Raw genomic sequence first — 16,772 nt, forward strand, 5'->3', positions numbered from 1 at the left:
CTTATTGTTTAATTTTAAAAAACAATTAATAATTACACAAAATATACAAAAACACATCACAACTGTTACAGAGTGTAATTTTATTTTTATGCTTGAATCGCCGTCTCAAACAAAGCGATTAAAAAATCTCCCAAGTCGGATTTTGCCAAGGAATGCCTATGAGTCAAATTAACCCCACCCTCGTCACATTTTTAGTTTATATCATTGCCATGGTTGGCATCGGTTTGTATGCATACAAGTCCACAAACAACTTTGATGATTACATCTTAGGTGGTCGTAGCTTAGGAAGTGTAGTTACTGCGCTTTCTGCAGGTGCATCAGACATGAGTGGCTGGTTACTGATGGGCTTACCGGGTGCAATTTATTTGTCTGGTTTGTCTGAAGCGTGGATTGCCGTAGGCCTAATCATTGGTGCATGGCTCAACTGGCTATTGGTTGCAGGACGTTTACGTGTGCATACTGAAGTCCAAAACAATGCCCTCACCCTACCTGATTATTTCACAGGTCGTTTCGCAGATCACAAACGTATCTTACGTATGATCTCAGCTGTCGTTATTTTAGTATTCTTCGCGATTTACTGTGCTTCAGGCATGGTCGCAGGCGCGCGCCTATTTGAAAGTATCTTTGGTTGGAACTACACCACTGCACTGTGGATTAGCGCAATTGCAACCATCAGTTATGTGTGTATCGGCGGCTTCCTTGCAATTAGCTGGACAGACACCTTCCAAGCAGGTCTAATGATTTTTGCTCTGCTACTTACCCCAATCATGACTTACCTTGCGATTGATGGTAATGCTGCACAGTTCACAGTCTTACTTGAAACGGCTCGCCCACAAGCGATGCATATTGTTTCTGAACTCAGCACTGTTGCCATCCTGTCATCATTGGCATGGGGCTTAGGCTATTTTGGTCAGCCACACATTTTAGTGCGCTTCATGGCTGCGGATTCTGTGAAAACGATTCCTGCTGCGCGTCGCATTGGTATGACATGGATGATTTTATGTCTAGGTGGTGCGGTAGGTGCTGGTTTTATTGCCATCGCGTACTTCCAACAACACCCAGAACTGGCGGCTGTGGTTTCTCAAAACCCTGAAACTGTGTTCATGGAACTGACTAAACTCTTATTCAACCCTTGGATTGCGGGTATCATTTTAGCTGCAATTTTAGCTGCGGTGATGAGTACATTAAGCTGTCAGTTACTGGTTTGTTCTACAACATTGACAGAAGACATGTACAAAGCCTTCATCCATAAAACCGCTTCTCAAAAAGAATTGGTTTGGGTGGGTCGCTTCATGGTTATTGCTGTTGCTGTTCTTGCAATTTGTTTAGCAAGCAACCCTGACAGTAAAGTTCTAGGCCTTGTCGCTTATGCATGGGCAGGTTTTGGTGCGGCATTTGGTCCACTGATTATCTTGTCTTTGTTCTGGAAGCGCATGACCTTGAATGGTGCTATTGCAGGTATTATTGTTGGTGCAGTAACCGTGATTGTGTGGAAAAATGCATTAGGACACTTAGGTCTATATGAAATTATTCCAGGTTTCATCTTCTCTTGGATCAGCATTGTAGTGGTAAGCTTAATGGGTAAAGCCCCTGAAGCTGAAGTAGTACAACGCTTTGAACAAGCAGACAGTATGTACAAACAAGCGATGGCTGAAATGAAAGAAGAATCTACACAACGTTAATCGAACGTGTAGACCAAAAAAAGGGGCTTTTAAGCCCCTTTTTTTGCATCTCATGCACTCAATTATTTCGACAACGGTTTGTACTTAAGTTGAATACGTGAGCTTTCTTTGATGACTTCCATCACTGGATAACTGCGCGTTTCTTTAACACCCGGCAGTTGCCACAAGACTTGACCTGAGATTTTTCGGAACTCATCCATACTGGCACAGCGAATCTTCACCACAAAATCAAAGCCCCCACTGGTCATATGACATTCCACAATTTCATCATGCTGTAGCACGGCATGGCGAAAATCTTCCAAGACATGTGGCGTGGTTTTATCCAAAAGGATCTCCACAAAAACCACAAAACTGGCATTAAGCATGTTTGGATTTAAGCGTGCTTCATAACTCAGAATAAAACCCTCCTTGGTTAATTTCTGTACTCGAGCCAAAGCAGCCGTCGCTGATAAGTTCACCTCTTCGGCAAGTTTAATATTCGATATTTTTCCATCTCTTTGAAGAATATCCAATATTTTGATATCTGTTCGGTCCAAGCTAAAAATTGGGCTCGTCATCTGAATTAATCTCTAAATAGCATACAAATTATAGTGAGTTATTCGGCATTCTTTCTGTAATCATAAATTAATTACTATAGATCTCTCAACACATTATTGTATGCACAGGATGTAGGCATGAATATGATGGAAAGCAATACGCATTTCAACGACGCTCAAACTCAATTTGAATATATTACCGAATTCAAAGAAAAAAGTGAGCTTGAAGTTGAAATCAATACCGCTTGGCGACGTGCCGAAACTGACTGTGTTCAAAACTTATTAGACCACAGCAAAATCTCTGACGAGATGAATCAACGCATTCATGAACTTGCTTTTGATTTGGCTCATACTTTACGTGAACGTAAAAGCGGCAGCGGTAAAGCAGGTATTGTACAGGGTCTCTTACAAGAATTTGCACTGTCTTCTCAAGAAGGCATCGCGCTGATGTGTTTAGCTGAAGCATTGCTTCGTATTCCAGACATGGCGACACGTGACCTATTGATTAAAGACAAAATCAACCAAGGCAACTGGAAAGAACACGTTGGTCAAAGTAACCTGATGTTTGTCAATGCGGCTGCATGGGGCCTCATGTTGACTGGCAAACTGATGGAAACGCCAAAGCAAAATAGCTTATCAGGCACTTTAACAGGCTTATTGGCACGTAGTGGTCGTGGCATCATCCGTAAAGCAGTTGATGTAGCTATGCGTATGATGGGCGAACAGTTTGTGACTGGCGAAACCATTGGTGAAGCATTACAACACGCTGAACGTCTTGAAGAAAAAGGCTTCCGTTATTCATACGACATGTTGGGTGAAGCAGCACTGACCGATCATGATGCTGATCGTTATATGAAAGACTATACCGATGCCATTCATGCCATTGGTCAAGCGTCAAAAGACAAAGATGTTTACGACGGTCCGGGTATTTCAATTAAATTATCTGCTCTACACCCTCGCTACCAACGTGCGCAAGTTGCACGTATGCATGAAGAGTTGTACGGTAAAGTCTTTACGCTTGCTAAATTAGCACGCGGCTATAACATCGGTTTAAATATTGATGCTGAAGAATCTGAGCGTTTAGAAATTTCTTTAGAAATGCTTGAACGTCTATGCTTTGAACCAGAACTCAAAGACTGGAAAGGCATTGGTTTCGTTATCCAAGCGTATCAAAAACGTTGTTTCTACGTGGTAGACTACATCGTAGACTTGGCTAAACGTAGCGAAAAGCGCTTAATGATCCGTTTAGTGAAAGGCGCGTACTGGGACAGCGAAATTAAGAAAGCACAAATTGAAGGGATGACTGACTACCCTGTATTTACCCGTAAAGTACATACAGACTTGTCGTATATCGCTTGTGCGAAGAAATTATTGGCTGCACCAGAACAAATCTACCCACAGTTTGCAACACACAATGCGCAAACCTTGGCAACTATTTATGAAATGGCTAACCCAGAGAAATACTATGTGGGTCAGTATGAGTTCCAATGCTTACACGGCATGGGCGAGCCACTGTATGAACAAGTAGTCGGCGAAAAACTAGATAAAAAACTAGGTGTACCTTGCCGTATTTATGCACCTGTGGGCAACCATGAAACACTATTGGCTTATCTTGTACGTCGTTTACTTGAAAATGGTGCAAACACCTCTTTTGTAAACCGTATTGCAGACAAGTCACTCGCAATTGATGATTTGATTGAAAACCCAACTCAAACCATTTTAAGCAGTGCAAAACGTGAAAATATCGTGGGTCAAAAGCACCTTTCGATTCCACTTCCTGCTGAACTTTATGGCCAACTGCGTGCAAATTCTAAAGGTTTAGACCTTGCAAATGACTCTGCATTAGCTCAGTTGAACCAAACAGCTCAACAGTTTGCTAAGCATCAATGGTCTGCTGCCCCAATGGGTGAACACATTCAGACCAATGACGCCGTTGCTCCGCAAAGCATCATCAACCCAGCACGTCACTCAGATGTTGTCGGTTATGTACAAGAAGCAACAACTGAACAAGTTGAGCAAGCATTAAACAATGCCCAGGCTGTTCAAGACATTTGGGCACGTACGGCTAAAGACACCCGTGCGAGTTACCTACTTCGCGCTGCTGACTTAATGGAAGCTCGCTTAGAAGAACTGATGGTTTTACTTTGCCGTGAAAGTGGTAAAACGTATGCCAATGCCATTGCAGAAGTTCGTGAAGCTGTAGATTTCTTACGCTACTATGCAACGCAAATGATTGATCTAGATGCAAACGCAGAAGTTGAGCCTTTAGGCACGATGCTATGCATTAGTCCATGGAACTTCCCATTGGCCATCTTCACAGGTCAAGTCGCTGCTGCATTGGTTGCAGGTAATACAGTGATTGCTAAACCAGCTGAACAAACGCCATTGATCGCAGCGCAAGCAATTCAGATCTTATGGCAAGCCGGTGTGCCTCAAGCGGCTGTACAGCTGATGCCGGGTCGCGGTGAAACTGTGGGTGCACAACTCAGTGCATCCGAGCAAGTTCAAGGCATCATGTTCACAGGTTCAACTGAAGTTGCTAAGATTTTGCAAAAAACTGTGGCGAAGCGTCTAAGCAAAAATGGTGAAAGCATTCCATTGATTGCTGAAACAGGCGGTCAAAATGCCATGATCGTTGACTCATCAGCATTGACTGAACAAGTTGTACTTGATGTCGTCAGTTCAGCTTATGACAGCGCAGGTCAACGTTGTTCTGCTCTTCGCGTACTGTGTGTACAAGAAGACAATGCCGATGCTGTGATTCAAATGCTTAAAGGCGCAATGCAGCAACTTCAAGTGGGCAACCCATATCTACTTAAAACAGATATTGGTCCAGTCATTGATGCTGAAGCGCAAGAAAACATTCAAAAGCACATCGACAAAATGCGCCAAAAAGGTCATCGCGTACACCAGTTGATGCGTAATGATGCTCAAGACACTGAGATAAATGCAGGCACGTTCATTACACCAACACTAATTGAGTTGCCAAATCTAAATGATTTAGAGCGCGAAGTGTTTGGTCCTGTGCTGCACGTGATTCGCTTTAACCAAGGTTCACTCAAACAGTTACTTGAGCACATCAACAGCAAAGGCTATGGCCTGACGATGGGTCTACATACCCGTATTGATGAGACCATTCAAACTGTAATGACCCATGCTGAAGTAGGTAACCTCTACATCAACCGCAACATTGTGGGTGCAGTTGTCGGTGTACAACCTTTTGGTGGTGAAGGTTTATCAGGCACTGGCCCTAAAGCGGGTGGTCCAATTTATCTATATCGCCTAATGCAAAACTGTTCTGCGAAAAAGTTGAATAAACCTTTTGCTACAGGTGCTGATTTAAACCCTCAGGTTGAGTTCAGCAACTCTGCATTGTTCCTTGAGTGGGCAGCTAAAACCTTCCCAGCAGTGAAATTGGCAAAAATTGAGAACTTCTGTTCAGGCCATCATTACGAGCTACAAGGTCCGACTGGTGAAAGCAACCAATACATGGTGATTCCGCGTCATGCAGTGTTGTCATTAGCAGAACAAGAAGCGGATCAACTACAACAGTTGAATGCGATTTTTGCAGTTGGTAGCCGTCCAGCAGTGCTTGCAGATAACAGCTTTGTGTTAAAACACATGCCAAGTATGCCTAAAGCATTGGCTCAAGCCTTCCATGTTATCAAAGACATCAAAACTGATGTTTTTGATGCGGTATTGCACCATGGTACAACGGCGCAGCTTTTAGCGTTGCAACAGCAGATTGCTGAGCGTCAAGGTGCGATTGTGGGTATTACTCATCTTAGCCCATCACAAACAGCCATTCCTTTAGAACGTTTTGTGATTGAGCGCGCTATTAGTGTTAACACTGCAGCTGCTGGTGGTAATGCAAGTCTCATGACTTTGAACTAAGCCCAATTTAAACCTGTAGTCCTCATCGGGACTGCAGGTTTATTACTATGTTTCCTCTATTGCCAAGTCAACATCTCCTGGTCTGTTTACTTGGCATTTTTTATGCGACTCGGTTTGACTTAATCTACTCAAAAATTTCCGATATAGCAAAGTATCAAACCATCTGTAGCATGAATAAACCCCACGCTTTTGCTGAATATCTTTAGGCTAATTCAGCAAACTTTGTTACCATCTCTTTTTTCTATATGTTTGCGATTTTTACTGCATATGACTTCTTCTTATCAACAACAACTTGACGCCAAAATTGAACGAATTACAGCTCAATTTGCTGAATTCACTCCACCTTCGCTTGAAGTTTTTCAATCTCCTGAAAAAAACTTTCGCATGCGTGCAGAATTCCGTATTTGGCATACCGAAGATGATATGTTTTATGCCATGTTTGAACGCGATGAAGACAATCAGAAAAAAGTCATTCGTATTGATGACTTCCCAATCGCTGATGCCAGTATTAATCAACTCATGCCTGTTTTATTGGCAGAATTAAAAAGCAATGATCTCCTCTCAAAACGCTTATTTGAAGTGCATTTCTTAGCGACCTTAAAAGGTCAAATGCTGGTTTCACTGATTTATCGCTGTCCACTCGATGAACAATGGCAGGTTTTAGCCAAACAACTTTCAGAAAAATTAAATATTAAGTTGATTGGCCGTAGCCGTGGTCAAAAAGTGGTACTCACCGATGAATTTGTGGTGGAAGAACTACAAGTTTTTGAGCGTAAATATCAGTACAAACAAATTGAAAGCAGCTTTACGCAGCCCAATGCGCAAGTCTGCCAAAAAATGCTCAAATGGGCCTGCAATGCTGCACAGCAATCAAATAAAGATTTGTTAGAACTTTACTGTGGCAATGGTAACTTCACCCTACCGCTTTCCACCCGTTTTAACCGTGTTTTAGCCACTGAGCTGGCTAAGTCTTCAGTGTATGCAGCACAGTGGAACATCGAACAAAACCACATCGATAATATTCAAGTCGCGCGTTTATCGGCAGAAGACTTCACACAAGCCTATAACGGCGAACGCGAATTCCGTCGCTTACAAGAAGCAAATATTGATATGAGCAGCTATGAGTTCGATACCGTGTTTGTTGACCCACCGCGTGCGGGTATTGATGATGAAACCTTGAAATTGATTCAGCGTTTTGAACGGATCATCTATATTTCGTGTAATCCTGACACCTTGCATGACAACTTAAAAACACTCAGCCAAACCCATAAAATTTCACAGTTTGCGCTGTTTGACCAATTCCCCTATACCCACCATGTTGAATCTGGGGTTTTGCTGGAAAAAATTTAAACAATTTGTTGCAACTTAAACCGTATAAAAAAGAAGCTCGAATGAGCTTCTTTTTTAATTTTCATGAAAAAAGATAAGCTTATATAAAATGCAAGTATTTCAACTGTCATAATAACGTTAATACCTTGCGCTATAATCGGAATTTTTCGACATCGATCGCTGCTTTTATCTCTCACGCTGACTTGCATTATTTTACAGATTGGTTATATTTCACCCTATGTTAGGTTGTAAATGAAGTCTATATGAGTTTTTGGCAAAAGCTGTTTTCGAATGAACAGCAAAACGAGCATAAAAATCAAATTGCTTGTGTTGAAAATGACTGCTCTTGTAAAACCAATGAACAGCTCATCGAAAAGCTTAAAACAGCGACCGATGAAGACGTGATTGTTGGGATTAAAAAAGTATTAGCTTCTCGTGGCTATGGCCGTAAGGAGTTAAATGAACTTCAGCATCGACCTCTACAGTAGTAGAGTCACTGAATATTCATCAAAAAGGCATTTAGATTGATCTAAGTGCCTTTTTTAATGTCTGTAAATCATTCGCCTTATAAAAAACCAAGATATATGAAGCACAGCACACTTTGCACGTTTAAATATTATACAAAGCCTGAATTTTTTGTTACCTTACAGGCTCAATATAAAAATCAATAATTTTTGAAATTAAAAGGTTAAGTAATGAAAAAACTACTCATAATCAGCACATGTATTACCCTTTTATCTTTAACAGCATGTAGCAAGATGCCGAAAGCTTGTGTTGAGTCTTGGGAAAAAATGGAAAAACTTGCCGAGCAGATGGGTTTGCCTGAAGAACAACTCAAAGAACAAAAAAAGAAATTTGAAGAAGACGTGAAAGCGATGAACACTGAAGAAGCAACACGCATGTGCAGTACCCAAAATTCACTTTTAGGTCTAGTGGATCAATAAACACTACTTCATCTTAAAAGAAGATGCTTGCATCCTTTTTTAATGCGATCACAAAAGCTAGATACTCCTTTCCAATCGGTCTCTTTTATTTCTATCATCGTAAACTCAAATAACCGAAACCCACTAAACAGTCGCTAATTCCCAGCAGAAGCTTTAAAATACAGATAAAAGACAACTGTAATGAATTAGCACGTATTAGGCATGCAACAACAAAAAGTCCACTACCCCTTGGGGGCTCATCTTATAGTCAAACATTTTGGCTATACGCATCACGGCATATATGCTGGGCGTGGACGTGTGATTCATTATTCAGGTTTTGCGCATCTTTTTAAAAAGCATCCGATTGAAATCACCTCCATCGAGAACTTTAGCCACGGACGCAAAATTACAGTGAATCAGTACCAAGACCCCAAATATAAAGGCCGTAAAGTGGTTCGCCGTATGCGCTCACGCATGCATGAAAACAACTACCATCTTATTATCAATAACTGTGAACACTTGTGTACGTGGGCCATTACAGGCATTGAAAGTAGCCCCCAAGTCATCAAAATGATGAACCGGCTCACCACCATTGGCTATGTAAGCTCAATGATGAGTTTCATGAACAGCCTAATGTTAACGCTCACCACCACCTGTTTTGCCTTGGTGCTTTATATCAAAAAGAAATTACGTGATAAGGCCAAACAACAGCTTGGCAACTATTTTGAGTTTAAAGAGGAACGCTCTAAAAAAGATCACTGATGTGAACGTAACTGAAAAGGCGGGAATTTATCTTCCACCAAGTTGAGCTGGATATCGTATTCAAGCCATGCCTTGGCACCATCTAGCACTGTAGTAAAGCCACCTGTTGCATCCATCACATAATGAATCAACTCATTACCCTGTAACTCAATATCATAGTTTCGAATGATCACATAGGTATTCATGCTGTCGATTTTTTCAAATACAAAATCCACTTTAGTTTTAGGCGTGCCCCATTCGATGCAGATCAGCTCATTTTCAACGACTTGTAGGACATGCGTCGAGTGCGTAATTTGGTATTTATCCCATGTCCAATCGACCATTGCACCTTTTTCTAAATAGCCTGAAGACTGACTAAACCAAAACTTGGTGGTTATAAGTGGATCAACAAAAGCGTTAAACACAATATTGACAGAACGCCGAATCAACATCTGAGTTTCGATCACGGTAGTCATTGTTATATCCCTATCACTTTTAAACTTAGTGATAGCACATCTCAACAAACCAATCATATCGAAAATTTGTTATGGCTCAGGCAATCCACTCATTTTCTGTTATGGATTTGTTCACTGCTTTAACTTAAATTGGCTCTATGCGCACTCACTGGTTCTGGCAAGGACTCATTTAAAGAACTCAGCATTTCACGCTCTATGCCTCGCACAATAGCATCTAAAGGCAAGTCATTCTCCTGAAGCCCGAAGGGTTCTTCTAACTCTGCACTTAGCGCATCTAAACCCAATAAGAGATAGGCAATTAAGGCCACGATCACCGGTGACCAAAAACCAAGACTGGAACTTAAACTAAAAGGTAAAATGAGACAGAAAGAGTACACGGCACGGTGTAACAAAACCGAATAAGAAAATGGCAGAGGTGTAGATGAAATACGATCACAACCAGCGTGAATATCTCCCATTGCCACCATATGCTTAGTCAGCATACTGTAAATAATATCGCTAATCTCACCACGCTTATACAACACCGCCAGATCTTTCTGCGTAAGCTCTAATAGATATTGCGGTGGATTAATATGCGTAGCCAATACCTCCCACTGCTCTACTGTCAGTTGTACTTTGGCTTGATAGTGGTCATAGGTATGACTTTGCTGCCGTAAACGATCTCGAAGCAAATGACTAAATAACATCACGCGATACATCAAAACTGTACGCTCTGCATCATTTAAGACATAACTATCACGAATCATATGCCGTGCGTTGGCAATCATTGCGCCCCATAGCTTACGCCCTTCCCACCAGCGGTCATAACACGCTGTATTTCGAAAGCTTAAGAAAATCGAAAGAATCACACCAAATACAGTAAACCCAATGACAGGCACTGCAGGAGCTGTCACGTAATGTTGAGTCGCTAGATAAACCAAAAGAGTTGAAATTAAAACACCGACCATCAGTGCCGGAAACACTTTCGGCAAAATGGTGCCACGCCAAGCAAAGAGTAATGCAAAGCTATTGGTTTTATCTCGAACGATCACAGTATATTCCTATTGGTTTCGCTACGAAAAGGCTCAACCGAAGTTGAGCCTTATATCTATCCAAATCAAGCAAACAGCGCTTATTTAGGCTTAAAGCTGTCTTTTAAGTCTAAAATACGGTTAAACACAGGTTTCTCTGCTGTATGGTCGTATTGATCTGCAACAAAATAACCTTCACGCTCAAATTGGAAACGGTCTTCAGGCTGTGCTTGCGCCAATGCAGGCTCAATCACCGCGTTTACAATTTTCAATGAATCAGGATTCAAGTTCGCTAAGAAATCATCGCCCACTTCAGGGTCCGACTCTGTAAACAGGCGATCATAAATACGCACTTCAGCAGGAATGCCTTTAGTCGCAGATACCCAGTGAATCACCCCTTTAACTTTACGACCTTCTGGATTTTTGCCCAAAGTTTCAGGGTCGATTGAACATTTCAACTCAACCACTTTACCGTTTTCATCTTTAATCACTTCATCACACTTAATGACATAAGCATGACGTAGACGAACTTCACCACCCGGAATTAAACGCTTGAAGCCTTTTGGTGGTTCTTCTTCAAAGTCTTTACGGTCAATGTAAATTTCAGAGGTTAACGGAATTACACGCTCACCCATGTCTACATTTGGATGACGTGAATGAGTTAAATCTATATCGTTAGGCAAATTTGTGAGTGTGACTTTGAGTGGATTCAATACTGCCATACCACGAGCAGCTGTATTTTCCAAAGACTGACGGATGCAGTATTCAAGCATTGCAACATCAACAATACCATCTGACTTCGACACACCAACACGCTTACAGAAGTCACGTAGGCCTTCTGGGGTAAAACCACGACGACGCATACCTACAACGGTTGGCATACGTGGGTCATCCCATCCATTGACATAACCACCTTCAACCAATTTACGTAATTTACGCTTAGAGGTAATGGTGTAGTCAATATTTAAACGGCTAGACTCATACTGACGTGGTACTGCTTCCGAGTGAACTTTCTCAACCACCCAGTCATAAAACGGACGGTGGTCTTGGAATTCCAAAGTACATAATGAGTGAGTAATGCCTTCAATTGCATCGGATAATGGATGTGCATAGTCGTACATTGGGTACATTTTCCATTTATCACCTGTTTGGTGATGCTCTGAATGGAGTACACGGTACAAAATAGGGTCACGCATATGCACATTTGGAGATGCCATATCAATCTTGGCACGCAGAACAGCTTCACCTTCTGCAAACTCGCCATTGTTCATTTTTTCAAAACGTGCAAGGTTTTCTTCAACTGAAGTATCGCGGTAAGGCGAGTTTTTACCTGGCTCAATAAAGTTACCACGGTTCAAACGAATTTCTTCAGGCGACTGCAAATCAACATAAGCATCACCCTGTTTAATCAGTTGAATCGCCCATGCATGGAGTTGATCGAAATAGCTTGATGCATAGCGCGGTTCGCCATTCCACTCAAAACCTAACCATTTAACGTCATTGGCGATCCCATCTACATATTCTTGTTCTTCAGCATCTGGGTTGGTGTCATCAAAACGTAGGTTGCAAAAACCATCAAACTCGTTGGCAATACCAAAGTTTAAGCAAATCGCTTTCACGTGACCAATATGTAAATAACCATTCGGCTCTGGCGGGAAACGCGTGACTACTTTTTGCGTACGACCTTCAGCCAAATCATCGGTAATCACTTGGCGAATAAAGTCTAAGCCTGGCTGTTGTTCTTGCTGCGCTGCGACAGAGGCATTGTTACTTGGTGTCGGGTTATTTGGCAGTGTTGAAACAACATCATTCGGCTTCATAGTTTAAAAATCACTTTGATGAAAAAAATTAAGGAAAAATAGGGTCCTGCTATACGAGCATAATTCTAACTGATCTATCAGTCGATTTATGAATATTTTACAGCCCCTTAAACGATATTTGATCTATTTTACAAAGAAAATAACGTTTTTACTTGCCTTGTAGTTTACAGTTTGCTTATGCTTCTCACAACCAAAAAACCCATGGCTTTGATGTCCATGATTAGGAGATTACACAATGAGTTTTCCTCAAGTCGAATTAAACACCAATAAAGGTCGTATTGTTCTTGAACTTAACAACGAAAAAGCACCAATTACTGTTGCTAACTTCTTAGAATACGTACGTGACGGTTTCTATGACGGCGTAATTTTCCACCGCGTGATCGATGGCTTCATGATCCAAGGTGGTGGTATGGATGAAAACTTCAAAGAAAAAGCAACACGTGATGCAATTGAAAACGAAGCTGATAACGGCTTAACCAATGACCTTGGTACAATTGCAATGGCGCGTACACAAGCACCTCACTCTGCATCTGCGCAGTTCTTTATTAACGTGGGTAACAACTCTTTCCTTAACCACTCTGGCAAAAATGCACAAGGTTGGGGTTATGCAGTTTTCGGTAAAGTAACTGAAGGTCTAGACGTAGTAAACGAAATTAAAGGCGTTCGTACTGGCAACCGTGGCTACCACGCTGACGTTCCACTAGAAAACGTTGTGATTGAATCTGCTAAGATCATTTCTGAGTAATTTTTAAATCCTCCCCAGCCCTCCTTTGATAAAGGAGGGAGCTAGACTCTCATTCGAATATGAGATTACCCTCCCTTTTTAAAGGGAGGTCGGGAGGGATTTTTAAAAGGAAACTTCCGTGACCTATTTGTTTATCGCTGATTTACACTTGTCACCAGATCACCCTCGACTCGTTCGGGGGTTTTTAGATTTATTAGATGCTTATAAAAACAAGAATACCCAGCTCTATATTTTAGGCGACTGGTTCAATGCATGGATTGGTGATGACTACACAGTCCCTTGGCTAGATGAAATCATTCGCGCCTTAAAAAAGTTTTCAAATGCAGGCAATCACATCTATTTCTTAGCAGGTAACCGTGATTTTGCCCTAGGACAACAGTTCCTCGACCAATTTAATGGTCAACTGTTAGCCGAAGTATGCACACTCAATCTTTCAGATCACACCATTCGTATTGAACACGGTGATCTACTTTGCACGGACGACGTATCCTATCAGCGCTTTCGTAAAATTATTCGTAATCCACTTCTGCTGAAGTTTCTAAAAAGTACGCCGCTTGGCTTTAGACAAAAATTGGCCAATGGGTTTCGTAAAAAAAGCCGTCAAGCGCAACAGTTTAAAAGCTATGAAGTCATGGATGTGAATCAAGATGCTGTTCAAGCAGCATTAAGCAATGTTGATTTACTAGTTCACGGACATACCCACCGCGCAAATATTCATGATGTCGATGGGAAAAAGAGAATTGTACTTGGTGACTGGAAAGAAGATTCCGCTCAGATTTTAGAAATTAATGCGAATGATCATCTACAAAATTTGGTATTAAAAAAATGGCAGTATTAATGCCATTTTTTGACTATACCAATCAATATTACACATAATGCTTAACTCAAGTACTTATCGCCTTAGTTCAACTCATTTAGACGATACAATTGATTAACACCGGTATAAAAGCTCAAACCATCTAAGTTCATTGGAAGAGTTTCGCCAGATTCAAGTTGAATCATATGCCCCACTTCAACCCAAATTAAACCGTGATTTGTATTTTGTTGACGTTTAAGTGGCACCAATTTTACATTGATTTCACTACCATTTACGGCTGTAGCAACACGCCATGTATTTAAAGTTGTCAAAATTTTAACTCACTAAGTGAGCTTTTTGTGATGGAACAAAGAGATTAATAAAACGGGTTTTGAATAATAATTCTGTAGTTACAATGATGATATTCAAGTCATATGCTTGAACTCAGATAGATCACAATCAGCTATATCATAGAAAAGCAGGAACAATACCTACTCGTAGTCTGCATTATACTAGGTTGTCAAGATTTAAGCAAAAGTAGCCCATTTTTTAATAGTATGACTTTTTTATTATTTTATCTGTTTGAAATAAAAAACTTTTCATGTAAATACTTTATTCACCACCACCAAATACTAGGACTTGTTCTTCTATTTTGTGTTGAGCTATCCGCACTTTGAAAGCATGCATAGACATCCTGACCTATATACTAATTAAATACATCCTCACAAAAGTGCCAAAACCATGTCATGTCATGTCATGTCATGTCATCCTATTACTTAGGGCTAGATCTATTTATAGCTATCATCACAGGCGCTTAAATGCGTATTCCGCTGGTACACATATTCAACTAAAATCTAAGTCTGTTCGGATTGTAACGTGATCACAAGTCTCCTTTCATCGGTTAGAATGAGACATCAACAATAAATTGAGTGTGATTATGGATCTGCTAAATATTTCAAAAAGTCGTTATACCACCAAAGCTTATGACCCAAATAGAAAGATCCCTCATGAACAGTTTACTCGATTATTAGAAATTCTCCGCTTAACGCCATCGTCTATCAATATCCAGCCTTGGCACTTCTTCATTGCAGAAAACACAAACGCCAAAGAGCGGATTGCAAAAGCACTAGTAGGTAAATACTCATACAATGCACCCAAAGTGCTAGATTCATCACATACGATTTTATTTTGCACCAAAGCCGATATTTCTGAGCAACATTTGGAAAATTTATTGCATCAAGATGACCTACATGGTCGTTTTAAAGATGAGGCAACTAAGCAGGGCCAAAAAGACAGCCGTTCAGGTTATGTCAACTATTACCGCAATAAAAAAGGTGATGTGCAGCGTTGGGCTGAGAACCAAACCTTTATTGCTTTAGGTCAAATTCTATTGGCTGCTGGTATTGAAAAAATTGATGCGACACCAATTGGTGGTTTTGATGAATCCATTATTAGTGAAGAGCTGGGTTTAGCCGAACAAGGTCTAATCCCTTCTGTATTGCTTACACTAGGCTATCGTAGTGATGCCGACTTTAATGCAAAATTGCCAAAGTCTCGTTTAAGCAAAGAAGATATTTTCACGCAGCTGTAATGCTATTTGTATATAAAAGGGACTTTAGTCCCTTTTATATTTTGGGCCTGAAAATTGCATTATCATGTTTAATGTCAAAACAAAAATAGTGAGGTTGCTGATGTCTGTTAAGCCCAATATGCCGATGGAATTTGAATGTGCACACTGTAATAAAATCTATTTAGGTCAGTATCAACATATCATGCGCCCTCACTATCCCGATTGCCCCAGTTGTGAGCAACCAGGGCTGTTATTAGGAATTGCAGTAATTGAAGATCTGCTCAAACACCCTTTTTCCTTTGTGCAGAACTATTTTAAACAGACATTGCGTAAGCTAAACAAGCCACGCTTGTGATACCCAACACCAATCCGATGACTGTTGGGAGTTTGAGCTTCTCTTTAAAGAAAAGCAGCCCACTGAATACACCTAGCAGCACCACCATAATATTCATACCCGCAAAGACCATCGCAGGGCTGTCCTTAAGTAGCAGATGAGCTTTGACATACAGTGCGATATTGGCAAAGTTCAACACGCCAAGACATAAACCTGCCATGACGTTCTTGGTTAAGCCGATATTTTTCGTGGTCACAGCAACATAACCGACTGACAATAAAAACGCACAAATAAACATCAGGTTTAACGCAACGGAAAACTGCACACCCAGCCCTGTTGTATATTTGAGTAAGACATCAATCAGCGCATAACCAAACCAGATTAGTGCTAAATACCACACAGCCTGTTTTTGACCCTCTCCACCACCAGAGGCATTGGTAAATAAAATGCACATCACGGCGGCAAGCCCCAAGACTACCCCGACAATTTTGAGCTGATTAAACTGTTCTTGAAAAATAAAATAAGCCGCCAATAAAGATAAAATCACAGACAAACGCTGTGCGATTTCTGTTTTGACAATGCCTGCATATTGTAAAGATTTAGCTAAAAATAAAAATACACTCGGCAACAAGACACCAAGCGCGACAATCAGCCACCACGGAGTATTTGAAATAGAAACGTGGCTTAGATCAGGTTTAAACCAGAAGTAACACAGTAAACTGGCTGAAGCATAGTTCCAGCTAATCATCTGGATCGGATCAAATCCTTTGTTTTTACCCCATTTTAAAAGAATGGAGACCACCACACTACAACAGGCCGCAGCAAATATCAGTTCCATAGCACACTCTTATTATTGTCGCCTCGAATATAAACACACATAGAAAAGCCCACATCAGGGTGGGCTTTTCCAATATAA

At 40.9% G+C, this 16,772-nt stretch carries 15 protein-coding genes; 9 read left to right on the plus strand and 6 right to left on the minus strand.

Annotation, left to right across the window (positions count from 1 at the left end; translation table 11 throughout):
* Nucleotides 1-158: 158 nt before the first annotated feature.
* Entirely contained in the window at nt 159-1,682 is a 1,524-nt protein-coding gene (putP, locus tag AC4CU3_RS00440) for a sodium/proline symporter PutP (RefSeq protein ID WP_490737895.1), read from the plus strand.
* A 62-nt stretch (nt 1,683-1,744) separates the two neighbouring features.
* Here putP and AC4CU3_RS00445 read toward each other — a convergent pair whose 3' ends face one another.
* Nucleotides 1,745-2,239, minus strand: a complete 495-nt coding sequence (locus tag AC4CU3_RS00445) for an Lrp/AsnC ligand binding domain-containing protein (RefSeq protein ID WP_004696989.1) — start codon at nt 2,237-2,239, stop codon at nt 1,745-1,747.
* 117 nt (nt 2,240-2,356) lie between these two features.
* Here AC4CU3_RS00445 and putA point away from each other — a divergent pair, with 117 nt between their 5' ends.
* From putA to AC4CU3_RS00470, 5 genes are all read left to right on the plus strand, one after another.
* Nucleotides 2,357-6,112, plus strand: coding sequence for a trifunctional transcriptional regulator/proline dehydrogenase/L-glutamate gamma-semialdehyde dehydrogenase (gene putA, locus AC4CU3_RS00450; RefSeq protein WP_490737896.1), 3,756 nt, complete (start codon nt 2,357-2,359; stop codon nt 6,110-6,112).
* Nucleotides 6,113-6,379: 267 nt separating this feature from the next.
* Nucleotides 6,380-7,462 carry a tRNA (uridine(54)-C5)-methyltransferase TrmA gene (gene trmA, locus AC4CU3_RS00455; RefSeq protein WP_078426556.1) on the plus strand — a complete coding sequence of 361 codons (1,083 nt, stop codon included), beginning with the start codon at nt 6,380-6,382 and terminating at the stop codon, nt 7,460-7,462.
* Between the two features lie 242 nt (nt 7,463-7,704).
* Nucleotides 7,705-7,929, plus strand: a complete 225-nt coding sequence (locus tag AC4CU3_RS00460; RefSeq protein WP_004984703.1) for a hypothetical protein — start codon at nt 7,705-7,707, stop codon at nt 7,927-7,929.
* Nucleotides 7,930-8,136: 207 nt separating this feature from the next.
* Complete coding sequence (locus AC4CU3_RS00465) at nt 8,137-8,385, plus strand: hypothetical protein (RefSeq protein ID WP_004696981.1); 249 nt, start codon at nt 8,137-8,139, stop codon at nt 8,383-8,385.
* 201 nt (nt 8,386-8,586) lie between these two features.
* On the plus strand, nt 8,587-9,126 hold the full coding sequence (locus AC4CU3_RS00470) for a lecithin retinol acyltransferase family protein (RefSeq protein WP_005401206.1): 540 nt from the start codon (nt 8,587-8,589) through the stop codon (nt 9,124-9,126).
* Here AC4CU3_RS00470 and AC4CU3_RS00475 read toward each other — a convergent pair.
* From AC4CU3_RS00475 to AC4CU3_RS00485, 3 genes are all read right to left on the minus strand, one after another.
* Entirely contained in the window at nt 9,120-9,581 is a 462-nt protein-coding gene (locus AC4CU3_RS00475) for an SRPBCC domain-containing protein (protein WP_004696977.1), read from the minus strand. The genes AC4CU3_RS00470 and AC4CU3_RS00475 overlap by 7 nt on opposite strands.
* Nucleotides 9,582-9,700: 119 nt before the next feature.
* Nucleotides 9,701-10,612 (minus strand): bestrophin family protein, encoded by a 912-nt coding sequence (locus AC4CU3_RS00480; RefSeq protein ID WP_005401205.1) that lies wholly within the window; start codon nt 10,610-10,612, stop codon nt 9,701-9,703.
* A gap of 80 nt (nt 10,613-10,692) precedes the next feature.
* On the minus strand, nt 10,693-12,411 hold the full coding sequence (locus tag AC4CU3_RS00485; RefSeq protein ID WP_490737897.1) for a glutamine--tRNA ligase/YqeY domain fusion protein: 1,719 nt from the start codon (nt 12,409-12,411) through the stop codon (nt 10,693-10,695).
* Nucleotides 12,412-12,646: 235 nt separating this feature from the next.
* On the opposite strand from AC4CU3_RS00485, the gene AC4CU3_RS00490 reads away from it, so the two are divergent.
* Nucleotides 12,647-13,156: a peptidylprolyl isomerase gene (locus AC4CU3_RS00490; RefSeq protein WP_004696971.1), complete on the plus strand. Its 510-nt coding sequence runs from the start codon at nt 12,647-12,649 to the stop codon at nt 13,154-13,156.
* 118 nt (nt 13,157-13,274) lie between these two features.
* Nucleotides 13,275-13,994, plus strand: a complete 720-nt coding sequence (locus AC4CU3_RS00495; protein WP_490737898.1) for a UDP-2,3-diacylglucosamine diphosphatase — start codon at nt 13,275-13,277, stop codon at nt 13,992-13,994.
* A 62-nt stretch (nt 13,995-14,056) separates the two neighbouring features.
* On the opposite strand, the gene AC4CU3_RS00500 is transcribed toward AC4CU3_RS00495, so the two are convergent.
* On the minus strand, nt 14,057-14,284 hold the full coding sequence (locus AC4CU3_RS00500; protein ID WP_004696967.1) for a hypothetical protein: 228 nt from the start codon (nt 14,282-14,284) through the stop codon (nt 14,057-14,059).
* A 605-nt stretch (nt 14,285-14,889) separates the two neighbouring features.
* On the opposite strand from AC4CU3_RS00500, the gene nfsB reads away from it, so the two are divergent.
* Nucleotides 14,890-15,543, plus strand: a complete 654-nt coding sequence (nfsB, locus tag AC4CU3_RS00505; protein ID WP_005401202.1) for an oxygen-insensitive NAD(P)H nitroreductase — start codon at nt 14,890-14,892, stop codon at nt 15,541-15,543.
* A gap of 293 nt (nt 15,544-15,836) precedes the next feature.
* On the opposite strand, the gene AC4CU3_RS00510 is transcribed toward nfsB, so the two are convergent.
* On the minus strand, nt 15,837-16,694 hold the full coding sequence (locus AC4CU3_RS00510) for a DMT family transporter (protein ID WP_005401200.1): 858 nt from the start codon (nt 16,692-16,694) through the stop codon (nt 15,837-15,839).
* Nucleotides 16,695-16,772: the final 78 nt, after the last annotated feature.

Source organism: Acinetobacter sp. 802_lipA, assembly GCF_058242885.1.

Coding starts and splice junctions, on each gene's coding strand:
- putP (WP_490737895.1), top strand. CDS start 159: ATGAGTCAAATTAACCCCACCCTCGTCACATTTTTAGTTTATATCATT.
- AC4CU3_RS00445 (WP_004696989.1), bottom strand. CDS start 2,239: ATGACGAGCCCAATTTTTAGCTTGGACCGAACAGATATCAAAATATTG.
- putA (WP_490737896.1), top strand. CDS start 2,357: ATGAATATGATGGAAAGCAATACGCATTTCAACGACGCTCAAACTCAA.
- trmA (WP_078426556.1), top strand. CDS start 6,380: ATGACTTCTTCTTATCAACAACAACTTGACGCCAAAATTGAACGAATT.
- AC4CU3_RS00460 (WP_004984703.1), top strand. CDS start 7,705: ATGAGTTTTTGGCAAAAGCTGTTTTCGAATGAACAGCAAAACGAGCAT.
- AC4CU3_RS00465 (WP_004696981.1), top strand. CDS start 8,137: ATGAAAAAACTACTCATAATCAGCACATGTATTACCCTTTTATCTTTA.
- AC4CU3_RS00470 (WP_005401206.1), top strand. CDS start 8,587: ATGCAACAACAAAAAGTCCACTACCCCTTGGGGGCTCATCTTATAGTC.
- AC4CU3_RS00475 (WP_004696977.1), bottom strand. CDS start 9,581: ATGACTACCGTGATCGAAACTCAGATGTTGATTCGGCGTTCTGTCAAT.
- AC4CU3_RS00485 (WP_490737897.1), bottom strand. CDS start 12,411: ATGAAGCCGAATGATGTTGTTTCAACACTGCCAAATAACCCGACACCA.
- AC4CU3_RS00490 (WP_004696971.1), top strand. CDS start 12,647: ATGAGTTTTCCTCAAGTCGAATTAAACACCAATAAAGGTCGTATTGTT.
- nfsB (WP_005401202.1), top strand. CDS start 14,890: ATGGATCTGCTAAATATTTCAAAAAGTCGTTATACCACCAAAGCTTAT.
- AC4CU3_RS00510 (WP_005401200.1), bottom strand. CDS start 16,694: ATGGAACTGATATTTGCTGCGGCCTGTTGTAGTGTGGTGGTCTCCATT.